This is a genomic window from Modestobacter lapidis (assembly GCF_054780755.1).
In genome coordinates this window covers 215,457-231,027 of sequence record NZ_BAAGVS010000003.1, presented here as the reverse complement: position 1 = coordinate 231,027, position 15,571 = coordinate 215,457, and the positions used below count along the sequence as shown (strand labels likewise).

The window sequence follows — 15,571 nt, the reverse complement described above, 5'->3', positions numbered from 1 at the left end:
GCCGCTGGTCAGCGGGTGGTGCCGCTCGCCTGGGTGCCGCCGAAGGTCAGCGAGAGGGCGGAGGACAGGCCCTGGAAGTCGTTGTCGGCGCTGGTGGGCAGGGCGAGGGTGACGACGAGGTGGTCGGTGCCGCCGGCGGTGAGGCTGGCCGGGGTGGGCACGCCGAAGGTTCCGACGGCGGGGAGCTCGCTGATGAGGTCCTTGGTGGTGCCGGAGCAGGCGTAGGTGGTGGCGGTGGGCTTGGTCCAGGCCACGGAGCAGGACTTGACGGTGAGCTTGAGGCCGTCGGCCTGGTCGGTGTTGAGCAGGCTGGTCTTGGTGGCCTCGGAGGCGGTGCTGGTCAGGTTCAGGGCGCCGAAGTTGGCGGTGCCGTCGTTGACCAGGGTGACCGAGCGGGACAGCGAGTCGCCGGGGACGAAGTTGTTGGCGGCCATGGTCAGGGTGCCGGTGTCGTTGGCCGGGTTCAGGTTGATCGACAGGGTGCCGGTGTTGACCGTGGCGTTGAGCGGGGCGGTGCTGTCGGTGAACGTGCCGAAGGTGCCCAGGCCGGCGACGGCGGCTGCGGCGCCGATGATGCCCAGGGAGCCGATGACCTTGCGGGCGGTGCGGGTGCGGGTGGTGGTGGCGTTCATGTCGGTCTCCGGTGTGTCGGTCCTCGTCGGCGGGTGTTCCCGGCGACAAGGACGACTCTGGAGGCCCAACCGCAGGCCACCCGCCAGCGATCCGCAAGAACAGCGCAAGATGGACGGCCCCCTTGCCCCCCACCGCTCGCAGGCTCGCGGCGGGCCGCCGCACGGGAGCCCGGGGTGGGGTTCTCGTTCAGCCGCCGGCGACGGCGGCCAGCGTGCCTGCCTCGTTGGCCATCCGGGTCGCCTCGTGGGGCTGCCTCCGGTCAGGGAGTGGCGTGCACGGCTGCCGCGCGGTCGCCCAGGCACAGGACGCACACGCCAGGCCGGTCCGGGTGGAGATCGAAGGCGTGCCGGCCATCCGCCCACAGGGCAGCAGCGTCCTCACCGCCCGGGAGCTCGGCGGCCGGCGATGTCCCGCTTCCCGGTGCTGGGTCAGTGGGTTCGAGGACGCGTGCTTCCAGCGGTCCGACCGCAACGCGCCAGACCCTGGCGATCGACCCGGACGGCGCCAGCCCGCCATAGCTGCGGTGCAGCGTCCGCAGGCGCGGTTGTTCGTCGTCGCGTTCGTACACGAGGACCAGCCGCCGCGCTCCGATGCCCGGGACGACTGAGTTCCGCAACTTCGCCAGGCAGGCGCTGAACTCGGCCTCGTTCTTCGGTCCGGCACCGCCCTTGAGCCGACCGGGAACCCCGTCGAGGTCGTGGCTGCGACGCAGCAGGTAGTACTTGAACTCGATCAAGGTGGCGACGTCGCCGTCCTGGACGAGCAGGTCGAACTTCCGCCACTCGGTCTGGAAACGCGGGCACCCGAGCCGGTCGTGCGCCGCGGACATGAAGGAGGCGCGGAAGGTGAACTCCTCCGTGTTGGCCAGCCCCACCTTCTCGGCGTGCGCGAGAACGCGGGTCATGGCCTCACGGGTCACCTCTGGTACCCACTCGTGATCTCCCACCACCTGAGGTTAGAGGTCAGCCGGCCGGCAGGATCATGGTGAACGTCGTCCCGGCGTCCTCGGCGCTCGTGACGTCCAGGCTGCCGCCGTGCGCCGTGGTGATCGCCTTGGTGATGGTGAGCCCGAGACCGACCCCGGGAACGGCGTTGCGCCGGGCGGTCGATGCGCGGAAGAAGCTGGTGAACAGCCGGCCCTGCTCCCCGGCCGGGATGCCTACGCCGGTGTCGCTGACCGACAGCGCGGCGACCGGACGGCAGCCGGGCCGCTCGGTGGCGGTCACTCGCCCGTCGTCGTCCTGCCAGCCAGGGGCCAGCCGGAGCGTCACGTGCCCTCCGGCGGGGGTGAACTTGACCGCGTTGGACACCAGGTTGTCGCAGGCCTGGCCCAGTCGCAGGGCGTCCCCACGGACCACCAGCCCCCCGTCAGGGACGGCGACCGCGACGGACACGCCGCGGGCGGCCGCGGTGACCCGGGCGGTCTCCTCCGATGCACGCACGATCGCGGCGAGGTCGACGTCCTCGGGCTGCAGCGTGAAGCGGCCGGCATCGACCTGGGCGGTGAACAGCAGGTCGCCGACCAGCCGCAGCAGCCGCTGGGCGTTGCGCTCGACCGTGCCCAGGTACTGCCGCTGGTCGTCGGTGAGCGGTTGTTCCTCGTCGTCCAGGACGAGTTCCAGGTAGCCGAGGATGGAGCTCAGCGGGGTGCGCAGCTCGTGCGAGATCAGGCTGACGAACTGGTCCTTGAGCCGTTCGGCCGCCCGGACCTCGGTCATGTCGGTGCCGACGAAGTTCCAGCCGGCCTGCTCGCCGTCGTCGTCGGTCCGGGGCGTGATGGCCACGGAGACGGTCAGCCGCCGGCCGTCGGCGGTCAGATAGGTCCAGTCGCGGACGTCGCTGCCCTGGTCCCGGGCGACGGCCACCAGCGCGGCGAAGCGGTTCGCCCCCCGCCGCGCGGGGGCGGGGTCGGGTCCGGTCTCGCCGTCGAGCTCCTCGGGCGCGTGGAAGTCGGTGATCGAGCGGATGCGGACGACCTCGGCCCGGGGGAGGCCGAGCATCCGTTCGGCGCCCGGGTTCCACACCCGGACGACCCCGTCGCGGTCGGTGCCGATGATCGACTGCTCGGTCACGGCATCGATGACGCTCGTCATGGTCTGGGCGCGGGCCCGCATCATCCGGGTGGCGACCTCGAGCTCGTCGGCCGTGGTCCGGCCCCGGCTGACCAGGTCGCGCCGCTGCTCCTCGAGTTCACGCGCGGTGGCGAGCTGCCCCCGGAGCCGTCGGGCGAGATCGGCCACGGGCAGGACGACGGCCGCGCAGGCGGCGAGCAGCACGGGGAGGTGGCCGGGCCGGGTGGCGAGGACCAGTACCCCGGCCAGCGCGAGCAGGGCCAGCCCCCCGGGCACCAGCCGCTCGGGGAGCGCCGCCGGTGCGGGGGAGTGGTGCGACCCGGTGGGCCGGTCCAGCACGGCGGTCATGCCCGCACACCCGACGTGAGCGCGCGGATCTGCGCCACCAGGCCGGCGACCGGAAAGGGCTTGGGCAGGTAGGCGTCGGCCCCGGCGGACAGACCGCGGGCGATGTCAGCGGGGGAGGCGCCGGCGGACAGCAGCAGTACCCGGCAGCCGGCGGTGGCCGGCTCGGCGCGGAGCGCGGCGCACACCTCCAGGCCGGTCGCGCCGGGCATCGACACGTCGAGCACCAGCAGGTCGGGGATCTCGGCGCGCGCCGCGGCGAGTGCCGCGAGGCCGTCGCCGACCGAGTCGACGACCGTGCACCCCGCCTTCCGCACGGCGAGGGTCACGAGCAGCCGGATGTCCGGCTCGTCGTCGGCGACCAGTACCCGGGCAGGCAACTCCACGTCCGCCGCCTCCGTCCGCTCCGTGCCCCTGCACCGGTGGGTCCGGTCAGGTGGCGTTCACCCGGGACATCGGCAGGAGGGGCGCCCGGCTGGAGCCGGGCTCGGCGGCGTCGAGGTGGAGTGGACGCGAAACGGCCCCCGTCGAGCGCGACGGGGGCCGTTCGGTGCGGAGCGGTCAGGAGGAGGCGTGCCCCTGGACCGTCTGCTTCGCGCCCTGGGCCTGGCCCTGGACGTCCTTCGTGGCCGACTGGCCCTCGGACTTGACCGTCTCGACACCCTCCTGCGCGGTGCCCTTGACCGATTCGACGGCCTCCTGGGCGGCCGGCTTCAGGTTGTCGCCGATCTCCTGGGCCACGTTCTTGGCCTGGTCGACCAGTGGCTGCGAGTGCTCCTTGACCGCGGACTCCGCCTGCGAGGCGAGCTGCTTCTCCTTCTCGCTCGTCGGGAGCAAGGAGGACACCAGCCAGCCCACCCCGAAGGCGATCACGCCCGCGGCCAGGGGGTTGCCCTGTGCCTGGCGCTGGATGGTCTGCGGTGCCGACTGGACGGTGCCGAGCGCGTTGGAGGCGGCGCCCTGGACGTTGCCGGCGGCGTGGGAGGCCGAGCCGCTGGCCTGCTGGCCGGTGTCGTGGGCCGCGCCGAAGACGCGGTCCTTCAGACCGGTCACCGTGGTCTTGGCCTTGCCGACGCGACGGTCGACGACCCGGGTCGGATTGACCTTCTCGTTCAGCGCGTCCACGTCGTAGCTGAGGTTGCTACGGGTGTCCTCGATCTGGCGCCGGATCACGTCCGGGTCACTGCTGGTCATGTCGGTCTCCTGTCCGGTCACTGGGGCTTCAGAGCGCCGGGCACCTGCTGGAGGGTCTCCACGGTGCGCTCGGGCTTGGGGTTGACCTGCTTGAGGCCTGTGAAGTCGATCTGCTTGAGCTTCTTGCGGCCCATCGAGAAGAGGACGGCGGCGATGATCAGCCAGACCGCGGCCACGATGAGCGCCGACCAGCTGTGGCCCACCAGGTGCGACAGGGCCCACCAGAGTGCGATCGAGAGGAACAGCACGCCCATGTAGCCGGCAAAGCCGGCGCCACCGAGCATCCCGGCGCCCTTGCCGGCCTTGCTCGCCTGCGCCTTGACTTCGTCGGTGGCCTTGGTCGCCTCGGCCCGGACCTCCGCCTTCGCGAGTTCGAGCTCCTGGCGCATCAGCGTCGACAGGTCACGGGTGACCTCACCGATGAGCCCGCCGACCGAGGTCCCCTCGATGTCGGGGTGCCCCTCGTCGGTCATCGGCTGGGAGTCGCCGTAGGGGCCCTGCGCGCCGGGGGGCGGGGCGGCGTAGTTCGTGGCGCCGCCCTGCGTGAAGTTCGGCTCACCGTAGGGCGGAGCGGGCGCCCCGCCGGAGGATGGGGTGCTCACGGCCGGCCCACCTCGCCGGTGCGCAGCGGGTCGTCGAAGCCGCCGGTGGTGCCGGCCGGGGGAACGGTGCCGTACGGCGGCGGGGGGACCGAGCCGGTGGTACCGGTGGTCCCGGTGGTGCCGCCGGCGTATCCGGTCGCGGTGGTGTCCGTGGCGTAGTTGGTGCCGGCGTACCCCTCCTCGGCGTACGTCGGGACGGGCGCGACGGCCGGCTGCGCGTAACCGCCGGTCCCGGCCGAGCCCGAGCTGCCCTCGTCCTTGTGCGCGGCGACGGCACCGGTGGTCAACCGGCCGGCGACGACACCGGCGACGGCAGCACCGAGGAGGAAGACACCCGGCTTGCGGCGGGCGAAGGTGCGCAGCTCGGTGACGAGGTCGCCGGGCTCGCGGTCGGAGATCCAGGTGGCCAGCTGCTCCACCTTGTCACCGGCCTGCGCGACCAGGTCGGCCGCCGGACCGGACGGGGTCTCGCCGCCCTGCACCATGGTGCGCAGCTGCTGGGCGATCTCGTTCAGCCCCTGGCCGGCCTTCTGCTGACCGGTGCGCGCCTGCTCCTGCAGCTGCTGGCGGCCCTGGGCGACCATGTCCTGCGCCTGGCGCTTCGTCTCCTGGGTGACCTGCTTGGCCTGGTCGGCAGCGGTCGAGGCGACCTGGCCGCCGGCCTGGGCGGCGCCGGACGCGACGTTGCTCGCCTGGTCCTTGGCCACGTCACTGGTCGACGGGGTGGTCGACACGTTGGCGGCTCCGCCGGGCGGCGGCTGTGTCGGGGTGTCGATGGAGTGGGTCATCGTTCCTCCTCGTCGTGCGTCGGGACTGGGGGGTGTGTCGTCGACCCGGGACGACCGGTCTCCCTCCGCCGGGTCGACGCGGTGCCCGGCGAAAGGGGGTGGGAGCCGTCCGGAACGGCGCTCCAGGGCCACGAGGGCCCGGGGAGCGACGACGGTCAGGCCGTCCCACCGGGTCTGAGTGGGGTCGCCGTCCGGTAGTGCTTGCGATACCCCCGGGTTCAGCCCCGGCAAACAGCGGCCGCGGAGAAATGATCAGGGGGTCGGGGCGCTCTTGTAGGCTCTGCAGCGAGGTAGGCAAGGCATACCTCACCGAAGGACCCTCGCCCGAGATGACGGAGGATCGATGAGCCAGGCACCACGACGCAAGCGGGTCGCCCGGGTCGCCGAGGTGGTGCAGAGCACCCGGCTGACCCCCCACCTGGTCCGGGTGGTGCTCGGTGGCGAGGGGCTGGCCGGCCTTCCCGTGGGCGAGTTCACCGACCACTACGTGAAGCTGCTGTTCCGCCCGTCCGACGCCCCCTACGACGTGCCCTTCGACGTCGAGCAGGTGCGCGCCGAGCTGCCGCCGGAGACCTGGCCGGTGACCCGGACGTACACGGTGCGCTCCTGGGACGCCGGGGCCGGGGAGCTGACCATCGACTTCGTGTACCACGGTGACGAGGGCCTGGCCGGGCCCTGGGCCGCCGCCGCCCAGCCGGGCGACACGATCCAGTTCTTCGGCCCCGGTGGCGGCTACGCCCCCAGCCCGGACGCCGACTGGCATCTGCTCGTCGGTGACGACAGCGCCCTGCCGGCCATCGCCGCCAGCGTGGGTCGCCTTCCCGCCGGCCGCTCGGCGCGGGTGTTCGTCGAGGTGCCCGACGCCGCGGACGAGCAGGACCTCGTGGTGGGCGAGGGGGTGGAGCTGGTCTGGGTGCATCGCGGGCACCGCGAGCCGGGCACCGCCCTGCTGGCCGCCGTCCTCGCGGCCGACCTGCCCACGGGCACCCCGCACGCGTTCGTGCACGGGGAGGCCGGCTTCGTCCGGGACATCCGGCGGCACCTCCGGGCCGACCGGACGCTGACGCCGGAGTTCACCTCGATCTCCGGCTACTGGCGGCAGGGGCGTACCGAGGACCGGTGGCAGGCCGAGAAGCCCGCCTGGAACGCCGAGATCGTCGCGGAGGAGGAGCCCCTCGTCGCGGGCTGAGCAGCCCAGCTCCGGCTCGTGCCACACCCCGCTCCGGTCCTAGGGTCGGGCCATGCCTCTCGATGGTGAGTACGAGCCCAGCCCGGAGAAGTGGGTGCGGGACCAGGTGGAGATCTACGAGCGCACCGGCGGGCGCGAGGGCAACACCCTGCCCAACCGCAGCGAGCCGGTCGTCGTCTTCAGCACCCGCGGTGCCAAGAGCGGCAAGGTGCGCAAGAACCCGCTGATGCGGGTCGAGCACGACGGCGCCTACGCCATGGTGGCCTCCAAGGGCGGGGCCCCCGACCACCCGACCTGGTACTTCAACCTGAAGGCGCACCCGGACCAGGTCACCGTCCAGGACGGGCCGGAGGCGTGGGACGGCGTGGCCCGCCAGGTGACCGGCGAGGAGCGGGCGCAGTGGTGGGAGCGGGCGGTCGCGGCCTATCCCGACTACGCCGATTACCAGCGCAACACCGACCGGGAGATCCCCGTCTTCGTGGTCGAGCGGACCCGCTGAGCGCACCGGTCGCGGTCGTCACCGGCGGGCGAGCTGGTCCCGGGAGCAGGAGGCCGTCAAGCTGACCCCATGAACGCACCGGACCAGGCAGCCACCGGGGAAGCGGCCGGCGTGCGCCCATCGTCCAGCCGGACGGCGGACGACGTCGCCATGGAGCGCAGCGACCCCGCCGTGTGGCGCGTCGTCGGCTCGCCGCTGGTCGCTCCCACCGGCAGCGGGGTGCTCGACGGGCTGCAGCTGGCGGTCAAGGACCTCATCCCGGTCGCCGGCCACCCGGTCGGCGCCGGGAATCCGGTGCGGCTGATCCAGTCGGCGCCGGCGCCGGCGCACGCCCCGGTGCTCGCGCAGCTGCTCGCGGCCGGCGCGTCGGTGCGCGGCATCGCCCGGACCGACGAGCTGGCCTACAGCCTGTCGGGCACCAACGTGCACTACGGCAGCCCGGTCAACCCGTGGGGCGCCGGGCTGGCCGTCGGGGGGTCGACCAACGGGCCGGCCAGCGCCGTCGCGCGGGGGCTGGTCGACGTCGGCATCGGCACCGACACCGCCGGGTCGATCCGGGTGCCGGCGTCCTACTGCGGGTTGCACGGGCTGCGGCCGACGCACGGTGCCGTGTCGCTCGACGGGGCGCTGCCGCTGTCGCCCAGCTTCGACACCCTGGGCTGGCTGACCCGCGACGCCGACCTGCTGCACCGGGTGGCGACGGTGCTCGCCCCCACCGGCGCCACGCCGATCACCGAGCTGGTGTTGGCCGAGGACCTCCTCGCGCTCGCCGACCCGGCGGTCGCGGCCGCGCTGGCGACGGCCGCGGAGGAGCTGGCCGCCGCTGCCGGCCGGCCGCTGCGCCGCGAGCGGTTCGCGACCGCCGACGAGCTGGAGCGCTGGTTCGCCGCCTTCCGCACCGTGCAGGGCGCCGAGGCGTGGGCGTCGCACGGCGGCTGGGTCAGCGCCCACCCCGGCGTCCTGGGCCCGGGAGTGGCCGCCCGGTTCGCCGACGGCGCGGCGATCTCCGCCGACGTGCTCGCCGATGCCCGGAACGTCGTCGCCGGGGGACGCGCCACCGTGGTCGGGCGGATCCCGGTCGGCACCGCCGTCCTCGCTCCGGCCGCCAGCTGCCCGGCCCCGCCGGTGTCGGGGTTGACCGAACGCAAGGCCGCCTACCGGGCCGCGACGCTGCGGCTGACCTGCATCGCCGGGGTGGGCGGCCTTCCGGTCGCCGTCGCCCCGGCGGCCCTCGTCGGGGGCCTGCCGGTCGGGTTGGCGGCCATCGGTGCCGCCGGCACGGACACGGCGCTGACCGGGCTGCTCGCCACCTGGGGGCGGACGCTCCGGCCGCCGGCCGGCTGAGCGGCCCCCGGTCAGGGCAGCGCCGCGTGGGCGAGGACCGCCGCGGCCGACACCTCGGCCGGGAGTGCTCCGAAGGGCTCCAGCTGCAGTGACCGTGCCGCGCCGCGACCGGTTCCCCGCCAGGTCGCGACCGCCCGGCCCCCGCTGATCGTGGTCGGGCGGAAGACCCCGTTCCCCCCGGGGACGATCCGGTCGGCGAACTCGGCCGGCACGGTGCAGGTGCGGTCGGCGTAGCCGAGCACCAGCTCGTCGAAGCCGGGCAGCAGCAGCACCCGCTGGGCATCCGCCCGGCAGGCGGCCAGCCGGTCGGGGGTCTCCGGGTCCATCCAGTGCACGACACCGTCGACGTCCAGGGTGGTCAGCCGGTCACCGGCGACGGCCAGGCCGGTCCGCACGTCGCGGACCAGCACTCCGGCCCAGCGCACCAGGTCCTTGACCGTCGCCGGGCCGTGGCTGCGGAAGAAGCGCAGCGCCAGCTCACCCAGCGCCGCCTCGCGGTCCAGCCGCCGCGGCGCGGGCACCCACTCCCCGAGCAGCACGAACAGCTGCTCACCCCCGGCCATCGGGCCCAGCACCAGCGTGCCGGTCTGCGCCAGGTACCAGAGCAGGTGGTAACCGCGCTGGCCGGTGATGCCCACCCCGCCGTCGGCCAGCACGGCGAGCAGCCCGGCGCGGGAGAGCCGGCCGCCGCCGGCCAGCGCCGCGACGGCGAGCTCCCGGGCCCGCTCGAGGTCGCCGGCGGTGAGCTCCAGGGCCGACCGCCGGGCGGCCACCCCGGCCAGCGCCCGCTCGCCGAGCAGGTCCAGCAGCCAGGGCAGGTCGTCGGCGGCGGTGAGGTGCAGGGTGCCGCGCATCGGCCAGGACCGGACCACCTCGCCGGCGTCGAGCGCGGCCTCGACCGCGGCCCGGGTACCGCCGGCCGTGCGGAGCGCGACCGACGTGAGCGCGCCGGGCAGGTCCTGCCCCTGGACGGCGGTGAGCCAGCGGACCGCCTCGGTCGGGGTATCCGCCCGGGGCCCGGCCAGTCGCTGGGCCGCCAGCCGCAGCAGCGCGACCTCGTCGGACGTCGTCATACCCGCACCCTCGCACCGCCCACCGACGATCCGCGCACGGGTTTCCGCGCCAGACGGAGGCGCACGCTCAGCACCCGCTGCCCGCGGACCTCTGCCGCGTCCGGGGTCACCGGCAGCGTGAGTTGCCGGGCGGCCCAACGGCGCCCGCCCAGCCGGCGTTGCACCTCGGGGTGGTCGAACCAGGGCAGGACGGCGTCCAGCAGGTCGGGCCGGAAGGGCACCAACCGGACCGGCGGGGGAGCGGTCACCGCACGACCTTCTCGGAACCGGCGGTCGCGGTCGGGCGCGCCGCGAACACCGGGAGGCGACACTGCGGACATGCAGGCAACCGACTGGGACGCGCGCTACGCCGAGAAGGCGCAGTGGTCGACGGGCCCGAACGCGCTCATCGCCGCTGAGCTCGACGGTCTGCCGCCGGGGCGGGCGGTCGACCTGGCGGCCGGGGAGGGGCGGCACGCGCGGTGGCTGGCCGGTCGCGGTTGGGACGTCACCGCGGTCGACTTCTCCGGCGTGGGGCTCGACCGGGGGCGCGCCGCGCCCGGCGGGGACGCCGTCCGCTGGGTGGTCGCCGACGTCCTGAGCTGGGCGCCGGCGGAACCGGTCGCGCTGGACCTCGTGCTGGTCGCCTACCTGCACCTACCCGGGACCGACACCGTCGCGCTGCTGACCCGCGCGGTCGGCTGGCTGGCACCCGGTGGCCGGCTGCTGGTCCTCGGCCACGACGTCGAGAACACGACGCGCGGTGTGGGCGGCCCGCAGGACCCGGCGATCCTGCACAGCGTCGACCGGCTGGCCCCCGTCGCGGCGCTGCTGGAGGTCGACCGGCTGGCGCAGGTGGAACGACCGACGCCGGCCGGCACAGCGCTGGACACGCTGCTCCTGGGGCGCCGCGGGCGCTGACGACCGGCCGGGGGAGCAGTACGGTGCGGCCATGATGGGCATGGGTGGGCTCGGCCCGGACGGACGGCGGCGGCAACGGCTGATCGCCGGCCTCGTCGTGGCCGCGATGCTGTTGACCGCCGGCGCCGTCCTGCTGGGATCGGCGCTGTGACCGGTGGCCCGGCGGCCGCCGGTGGTGCCGGCCCCGGACCGACCGACGCCGAACTGGCCACCTGGTTCGCCGCCGCCGGCCCCCGCGAGGGCGAGCTCCGCCGCGTCGACGCGCTGGTGATGGCCGCCGCCCCGGGCATCGACCGCCAACTGGTGGCCGTGGGCAGCGGGCAGATGCTGGGCTACGGGATGATGCCCTACCGGCCGAAGTCGGCCACCGAGACGACGACGTGGCCGCTGATCGCGCTGGCGGCGCAGAAGCGGCACCTGTCGGTCTACGTGTGCGCGATCGTCGACGGCGCCTACCTGGCGGAGTCCCGGGCCGAGCAGCTGGGCAAGGTGTCCTGCGGCAAGAGCTGTATCCGGTTCACCTCGCTGGACCGGGTCGACACCGTGGCCCTCGACCAGCTGGTGCGCGACGCCGTCGCCAGCACTGCCGACGGGCACAACGCCTTCAGCAGCTGAACCTGCCCGCCGAACGACGACCCGACCGGGGCAGGTGCCCGGCCTCGCCTGGCCGTGCGGCCCAGGATGGGGACCTTCGACCCTGGCCGACCGGCGGGCTCGGCAGTCATGGTGTACCCGGCACCGCGGCCCACCGGAACACCCGGGCGGAGGCCGCCGAACCCCACCGAACCCACCGCCCCGCACCCGGAGGAACGCTCGTGACGACGGTTCTCGCACCCCGGTCCTCGGACGACGAGTCGGTCGAGCAGGCCGTGGCCAGATTGCTGGCCGAGGAGTACGGGACGCTGGCGGGACCGCAGGTCGTCATGGGGGTCGTCCAGAACGCCCGTCGCGAGCTGGCCGGCTCCCCGGTCGGGGCGTTGCCGGAGCTGGTCGAGCGGCTGGCCCGCTACCGGCTGCACACGTCCGTCAGCTGAGCCCGCGCCCGGGTCAGGACGGCTCCGCCGCGCCGGGGAGCGAATGCGGTTGCCCCTGCCGGGGAGACTGACCGGATGGGATACGTCGACGTCGCCGGGGTGCGGTTCACGCTGCCCGACGGCCGGGTGCTGCTGGAGGACGTCTCCTTCCGGGTCGGTGACGGCGCCTGCGCCGCGCTGGTCGGGGAGAACGGCGCGGGCAAGACGACGCTGCTACGGATCATCAGCGGCGACCTGACCCCGGACGGCGGCTCGGTGGCCCGCACCGGTGGCCTCGGGGTGATGCGCCAGTTCATCGGGTCGGTCCGCGACGACACCACCGTGCAGCGCTTCCTCATCGACCTGGCCCCGCCGGCCGTCCGCGAGGCCTGGGACGCCGTGGAGGCGGCCGAGCTGGCGATGATGGAGGGCGACGACGAGCCGGCGCAGATGGCCTACGCCAACGCGCTGGGCCACTGGGGTGACGTCGGTGGCTACGACGTCGAGGTCACGTGGGACACCGTCACCGTCGCCGCGCTGGGCGTCCCTTACGACGGCTGCAAGTACCGGGAGCTGGCCAGCCTGTCCGGTGGTGAGCAGAAGCGGCTCGCGCTGGAGTGCCTGCTCCGCGGTCCGGACCAGGTGCTGCTGCTCGACGAGCCGGACAACTACCTCGACGTCCCGGGCAAGCGCTGGCTCGAGGAGCGGCTGATCGAGAGCCGCAAGACCGTGCTGTTCGTCAGCCACGACCGGGAGCTGCTGGCCCGGGTCGCCGACCGGGTGGTCACCGTGGAAGGCGGCGGCGCGTGGGTGCACGGCGGTGACTTCGCGAGCTACCCCGCGGCGCGTACCGCCCGGCACGAGCGGATGGCCGAGCTCCGCAAGCGCTGGGACGAGGAGCACCAGCGGCTCGTCGACCTGGTGCGCACCATGCAGCAGCAGGCCAAGAACTCACCCGACATGGCGGCGCGCTACCACGCGATGCAGACCCGGCTGGCCAAGTACGAAGCCGCCGGGCCCCCACCGGACCGCCCGCCGGACCAGCACGTGGCGATGCGGCTGCGCGGTGGCCGCACCGGTGTGCGGGTGCTGGTGGCCGAGCAGCTGGAGCTCACCGGGCTGATGAAGCCCTTCGACCTGGAGGTCGATTACGGCGACCGGGTGGCGGTGCTGGGCAGCAACGGCGCGGGCAAGTCGCACTTCCTCCGGCTGCTGGCCGGCCAGGACGTCGCGCACACCGGCGGCTGGCGGCTCGGGGCGCGCGTCGTCCCCGGGTTCTTCGCCCAGACCCATGCCCATCCCGAGTGGCTGGACCGGAGCTTGGTCGACCTGCTCTGGCACGGCGAGCCCGGTCGGCCGGGCGTGGACCGCGGCCGGGCGATGGCCACGCTGCGCCGCTACGGACTGGCCCCGCAGGGTGACCAGCTGTTCCGGTCGCTGTCCGGCGGGCAGCAGGCGCGGTTCCAGGTACTGCTGCTCGAGCTGTCCGGCGCCACGCTGCTGCTGCTCGACGAGCCGACCGACAACCTGGACGTGCTGTCGGCGGAGTCGCTGGAGGAGGCCCTCGGCGCCTTCGACGGCACCGTGGTCGCGGTGACCCACGACCGGTGGTTCGCCCGCACGTTCGACCGGTTCCTGGTGTTCGGCGCCGGCGGGCAGGTCTACGAGGCGCCCGAGCCGGTGTTCGACGAGGCGAGGGTGCAACGCACCCGCTAGGCCCCCTTGCAGGGTCCCGCCGCGAGCTTGCGAGTGGTGGGGGGCAAGGGGGTACTTCTTCAGAGGTCGACGTCGGGCTCCCCGGTGCCGCCGATCCGGTCCAGCTCCGCCAGTTCGACCGGCCCGAGCACCCGGGCGGCTGCCTCGAGGTTCTGCTCCAGGTGCGCCACCGACGAGGTGCCCGGGATGAGCAGCAGGTTGGGGGAGCGGGCCAGCAGCCAGGCCAGCGCCACCTGCATCGGCGTGGTCTCCAGGCGCCGGGCCACCGTCTCCAGCGCCGCGGACTGCAGCGGGCTGAACCCGCCGAGCGGGAAGAACGGCACGTAGGCGACGCCCTCGCGGGCCAGCGCGTCGACCAACGGGTCGTCGGCCCGGTGCACCAGGTTGTAGTGGTTCTGCACGCACACCACCGGGGCGATCGAGCGGGCCTCGGCCAGCATCTGCGGTGTCACGTTGCTGACGCCCAGGTGCTTCACCAGGCCCTCCTGCCGCAGCGCGGCCAGCGCCTCGAACGGCTCGGCGAGCGAGCGCTGCACCGGCTCGGCGAACCCGGGCATCCGCAGGTTCACCACGTCGAGCGCGTCGACGCCGAGGTGGTCGAGGTTGTCGTGCACGGCCTGGCGGAGCTCCGCCGCGCTCAGCGCCTCGGGCCACTCGCCCGCCGCGGTCCGCCGGGCGCCGATCTTGGTCACGATGGTGAGGTGCGCCGGGTAGGGATGCAGCGCCTCGCGGATGATCTCGTTGGTCACGTGCGGCCCGTAGTAGTCGCTGGTGTCGACGTGGTCGACGCCCAGCTCCACGGCCCGGCGCAGCACCGCGACCGCGGCCGCACGGTCGCGGGGCGGGCCCATCACGTGCGGACCGGCGAGCTGCATGGCGCCGTACCCGATCCGGTGCACGGCGCGGTCGCCGAGGGTGAACTGTCCGGACGTCTCCGCCGTCGTCGTCATGACGGCTGGTTACCCCGCCGGGGCCCCCGGCGCACACGGTCAGGGTGTTTCGACCGGCGTCATCGTCCGCTGCCAGGCGGCGACGTCGGCCGTGGCCGCCGCGGTCTCCCGGCGCTCGCCGAGCACGGCCAGGGCGGCGATGCCCGCACCCGCCAGCGCGAGCACGCCGCCCACCCAGATCGGGGCGGTGTAGCCCAGTCCCGCCGAGAGCACCGCGGCACCGAGCGCCGCGCCCAGCGCGTTGGCCACGTTGAACGCGGCCTGGTTCGCCGCGGCGACCAGGCTGCCGCCGGGCACCTTGGCCGCGTCGATCACCCGGCTCTGCACCACCGGCCCGATGGCGAAGCCGACCATGCCGAACAGCACCAGCAGGACGACGGCGGCGACCGGGGTGCGGGCCAGCAGCGCGAACGCGGCCAGCAGCACCGCCTGGACGCCCATGCCGACGGTGACGAAGGAGAAGCCGTACCGGTCACCCAGCCGCCCGCCGGCCAGGGTGCCGATGGTGGTGCCGATACCGAACAGCGCGAGCACCGGCGTCACCCACTGCTCGGGGATGCCGCCGAGCTCGGTGAGGATCGGGCTGATGTAGCTGTAGACGGCGAACATCGCCGAGAAGCCGATCGCGGTCAGCCCCAGCACCAGCCAGACCTGCCGCCGCCGGAAGGCGCCCAGCTCGCTGGCCAGATCGGTCGGTTCGCCGGCCGCCGGCGGCAACCACGCGATCAGCCCGGCGATGGTGACCACGCCGATCAGCGCCACCGCGCCGAACACCAGCCGCCAGCTGAGCTGCTGCGCGACGAAGGTGCCCAGCGGGACGCCGACGACGTTGGCCAGCGTCAGGCCGGTGATCATGAGCGAGATGGCCTGGGTGCCCTTGTCCCGGGCGACCAGCCGGCGGGCGGCCACGGCGCCCACGCCGAAGAACGCGCCGTGCGCCAGTGCGGTGAGCACCCGGGCGATGACGAGGGTCGTGTAGCCGGGGGCGAACGCCGACAGCGTGTTGCCGACGACGAACACCACCATCAGGCCGATCAGGGTCTGGCGCGGGGTGAAGCGCACCCCCAGCGCGGTGAGGGTGGGGGCGCCGACGACCACGCCGATCGCGTAGGCGGAGATGAGCAGCCCGACCGCGGAGACCGAGACGTCCAGGCCCTCGGCGATCTCGGGCAGCATGCCCAGCACGACGAACTCGGTGGTTCCGATGCCGAAGGCACCGATGGCGAGAGCGAGCAACGCGCGAGGCACGGGGG

The 15,571-nt window shown here is 74.1% G+C and carries 18 protein-coding genes; 7 read left to right on the top strand and 11 right to left on the bottom strand.

Annotated elements, in window-relative coordinates; genetic code table 11:
- Positions 1–8: 8 nt before the first annotated feature.
- From ACYVG5_RS06180 to ACYVG5_RS06150, 7 genes are all read right to left on the bottom strand, one after another.
- Positions 9–632, bottom strand: a complete 624-nt coding sequence (locus tag ACYVG5_RS06180) for a TasA family protein (protein WP_222045876.1) — start codon at positions 630–632, stop codon at positions 9–11.
- A gap of 260 nt (positions 633–892) precedes the next feature.
- Positions 893–1,537, bottom strand: coding sequence for a hypothetical protein (locus ACYVG5_RS06175; protein ID WP_222045873.1), 645 nt, complete (start codon positions 1,535–1,537; stop codon positions 893–895).
- Positions 1,538–1,595: 58 nt separating this feature from the next.
- The gene (locus tag ACYVG5_RS06170; RefSeq protein ID WP_222045871.1) at positions 1,596–3,053 is read right to left on the bottom strand and encodes a sensor histidine kinase; all 1,458 of its coding nucleotides are present in this window, start codon (positions 3,051–3,053) and stop codon (positions 1,596–1,598) included.
- A complete protein-coding gene (locus tag ACYVG5_RS06165; RefSeq protein ID WP_222045869.1) occupies positions 3,050–3,436 on the bottom strand; it encodes a response regulator transcription factor in 387 nt (128 codons plus the stop codon). Before ACYVG5_RS06165 ends, ACYVG5_RS06170 begins: the two co-directional genes overlap by 4 nt.
- Positions 3,437–3,611: 175 nt before the next feature.
- Positions 3,612–4,244, bottom strand: coding sequence for a DUF3618 domain-containing protein (locus tag ACYVG5_RS06160; protein WP_222045867.1), 633 nt, complete (start codon positions 4,242–4,244; stop codon positions 3,612–3,614).
- Positions 4,245–4,261: 17 nt separating this feature from the next.
- Positions 4,262–4,846: a phage holin family protein gene (locus ACYVG5_RS06155; protein WP_460683028.1), complete on the bottom strand. Its 585-nt coding sequence runs from the start codon at positions 4,844–4,846 to the stop codon at positions 4,262–4,264.
- Positions 4,843–5,634 carry a hypothetical protein gene (locus ACYVG5_RS06150; RefSeq protein ID WP_222045865.1) on the bottom strand — a complete coding sequence of 264 codons (792 nt, stop codon included), beginning with the start codon at positions 5,632–5,634 and terminating at the stop codon, positions 4,843–4,845. Before ACYVG5_RS06150 ends, ACYVG5_RS06155 begins: the two co-directional genes overlap by 4 nt.
- A gap of 343 nt (positions 5,635–5,977) precedes the next feature.
- Between ACYVG5_RS06150 and ACYVG5_RS06145 the strand changes: the two genes are divergently transcribed.
- From ACYVG5_RS06145 to ACYVG5_RS06135, 3 genes are all read left to right on the top strand, one after another.
- Positions 5,978–6,823 (top strand): siderophore-interacting protein, encoded by an 846-nt coding sequence (locus tag ACYVG5_RS06145; RefSeq protein ID WP_222045863.1) that lies wholly within the window; start codon positions 5,978–5,980, stop codon positions 6,821–6,823.
- Positions 6,824–6,875: 52 nt separating this feature from the next.
- Positions 6,876–7,322 (top strand): nitroreductase family deazaflavin-dependent oxidoreductase, encoded by a 447-nt coding sequence (locus tag ACYVG5_RS06140; RefSeq protein ID WP_222045861.1) that lies wholly within the window; start codon positions 6,876–6,878, stop codon positions 7,320–7,322.
- A 69-nt stretch (positions 7,323–7,391) separates the two neighbouring features.
- Positions 7,392–8,666 (top strand): amidase family protein, encoded by a 1,275-nt coding sequence (locus ACYVG5_RS06135; RefSeq protein ID WP_222045859.1) that lies wholly within the window; start codon positions 7,392–7,394, stop codon positions 8,664–8,666.
- Positions 8,667–8,677: 11 nt separating this feature from the next.
- Here ACYVG5_RS06135 and ACYVG5_RS06130 read toward each other — a convergent pair whose 3' ends face one another.
- Complete coding sequence (locus ACYVG5_RS06130) at positions 8,678–9,739, bottom strand: winged helix DNA-binding domain-containing protein (RefSeq protein ID WP_222045856.1); 1,062 nt, start codon at positions 9,737–9,739, stop codon at positions 8,678–8,680.
- A complete protein-coding gene (locus tag ACYVG5_RS06125) occupies positions 9,736–9,987 on the bottom strand; it encodes a hypothetical protein (RefSeq protein ID WP_222045854.1) in 252 nt (83 codons plus the stop codon). Before ACYVG5_RS06125 ends, ACYVG5_RS06130 begins: the two co-directional genes overlap by 4 nt.
- 70 nt (positions 9,988–10,057) lie before the next feature.
- Between ACYVG5_RS06125 and ACYVG5_RS06120 the strand changes: the two genes are divergently transcribed.
- The 4 genes from ACYVG5_RS06120 (at position 10,058) to ACYVG5_RS06105 (ending at position 13,368) form a co-directional block, all read left to right on the top strand.
- Positions 10,058–10,639 (top strand): class I SAM-dependent methyltransferase, encoded by a 582-nt coding sequence (locus tag ACYVG5_RS06120; RefSeq protein ID WP_222045851.1) that lies wholly within the window; start codon positions 10,058–10,060, stop codon positions 10,637–10,639.
- A gap of 147 nt (positions 10,640–10,786) precedes the next feature.
- The gene (locus tag ACYVG5_RS06115; RefSeq protein WP_222045849.1) at positions 10,787–11,254 is read left to right on the top strand and encodes a DUF1801 domain-containing protein; all 468 of its coding nucleotides are present in this window, start codon (positions 10,787–10,789) and stop codon (positions 11,252–11,254) included.
- A 200-nt stretch (positions 11,255–11,454) separates the two neighbouring features.
- Positions 11,455–11,673, top strand: coding sequence for a three-helix bundle dimerization domain-containing protein (locus ACYVG5_RS06110; protein WP_222045847.1), 219 nt, complete (start codon positions 11,455–11,457; stop codon positions 11,671–11,673).
- 75 nt (positions 11,674–11,748) lie between these two features.
- Positions 11,749–13,368, top strand: coding sequence for an ABC-F family ATP-binding cassette domain-containing protein (locus tag ACYVG5_RS06105; RefSeq protein ID WP_222045845.1), 1,620 nt, complete (start codon positions 11,749–11,751; stop codon positions 13,366–13,368).
- 59 nt (positions 13,369–13,427) lie between these two features.
- On the opposite strand, the gene ACYVG5_RS06100 is transcribed toward ACYVG5_RS06105, so the two are convergent.
- Together ACYVG5_RS06100 and ACYVG5_RS06095 are read right to left on the bottom strand one after the other, a co-directional pair.
- A complete protein-coding gene (locus tag ACYVG5_RS06100; protein WP_222045843.1) occupies positions 13,428–14,318 on the bottom strand; it encodes an oxidoreductase in 891 nt (296 codons plus the stop codon).
- Positions 14,319–14,357: 39 nt separating this feature from the next.
- A complete protein-coding gene (locus ACYVG5_RS06095; protein ID WP_222045841.1) occupies positions 14,358–15,566 on the bottom strand; it encodes an MFS transporter in 1,209 nt (402 codons plus the stop codon).
- Between the last annotated feature and the right edge of the window lie 5 nt (positions 15,567–15,571).

Bases quoted from the DNA above. Each gene is read 5' to 3' on its own strand.
- ACYVG5_RS06180 (WP_222045876.1), bottom strand. From the start codon at position 632: ATGAACGCCACCACCACCCGCACCCGCACCGCCCGCAAGGTCATCGGC.
- ACYVG5_RS06175 (WP_222045873.1), bottom strand. From the start codon at position 1,537: ATGACCCGCGTTCTCGCGCACGCCGAGAAGGTGGGGCTGGCCAACACG.
- ACYVG5_RS06170 (WP_222045871.1), bottom strand. From the start codon at position 3,053: ATGACCGCCGTGCTGGACCGGCCCACCGGGTCGCACCACTCCCCCGCA.
- ACYVG5_RS06160 (WP_222045867.1), bottom strand. From the start codon at position 4,244: ATGACCAGCAGTGACCCGGACGTGATCCGGCGCCAGATCGAGGACACC.
- ACYVG5_RS06150 (WP_222045865.1), bottom strand. From the start codon at position 5,634: ATGACCCACTCCATCGACACCCCGACACAGCCGCCGCCCGGCGGAGCC.
- ACYVG5_RS06145 (WP_222045863.1), top strand. From the start codon at position 5,978: ATGAGCCAGGCACCACGACGCAAGCGGGTCGCCCGGGTCGCCGAGGTG.
- ACYVG5_RS06140 (WP_222045861.1), top strand. From the start codon at position 6,876: ATGCCTCTCGATGGTGAGTACGAGCCCAGCCCGGAGAAGTGGGTGCGG.
- ACYVG5_RS06135 (WP_222045859.1), top strand. From the start codon at position 7,392: ATGAACGCACCGGACCAGGCAGCCACCGGGGAAGCGGCCGGCGTGCGC.
- ACYVG5_RS06130 (WP_222045856.1), bottom strand. From the start codon at position 9,739: ATGACGACGTCCGACGAGGTCGCGCTGCTGCGGCTGGCGGCCCAGCGA.
- ACYVG5_RS06120 (WP_222045851.1), top strand. From the start codon at position 10,058: ATGCAGGCAACCGACTGGGACGCGCGCTACGCCGAGAAGGCGCAGTGG.
- ACYVG5_RS06105 (WP_222045845.1), top strand. From the start codon at position 11,749: ATGGGATACGTCGACGTCGCCGGGGTGCGGTTCACGCTGCCCGACGGC.
- ACYVG5_RS06100 (WP_222045843.1), bottom strand. From the start codon at position 14,318: ATGACGACGACGGCGGAGACGTCCGGACAGTTCACCCTCGGCGACCGC.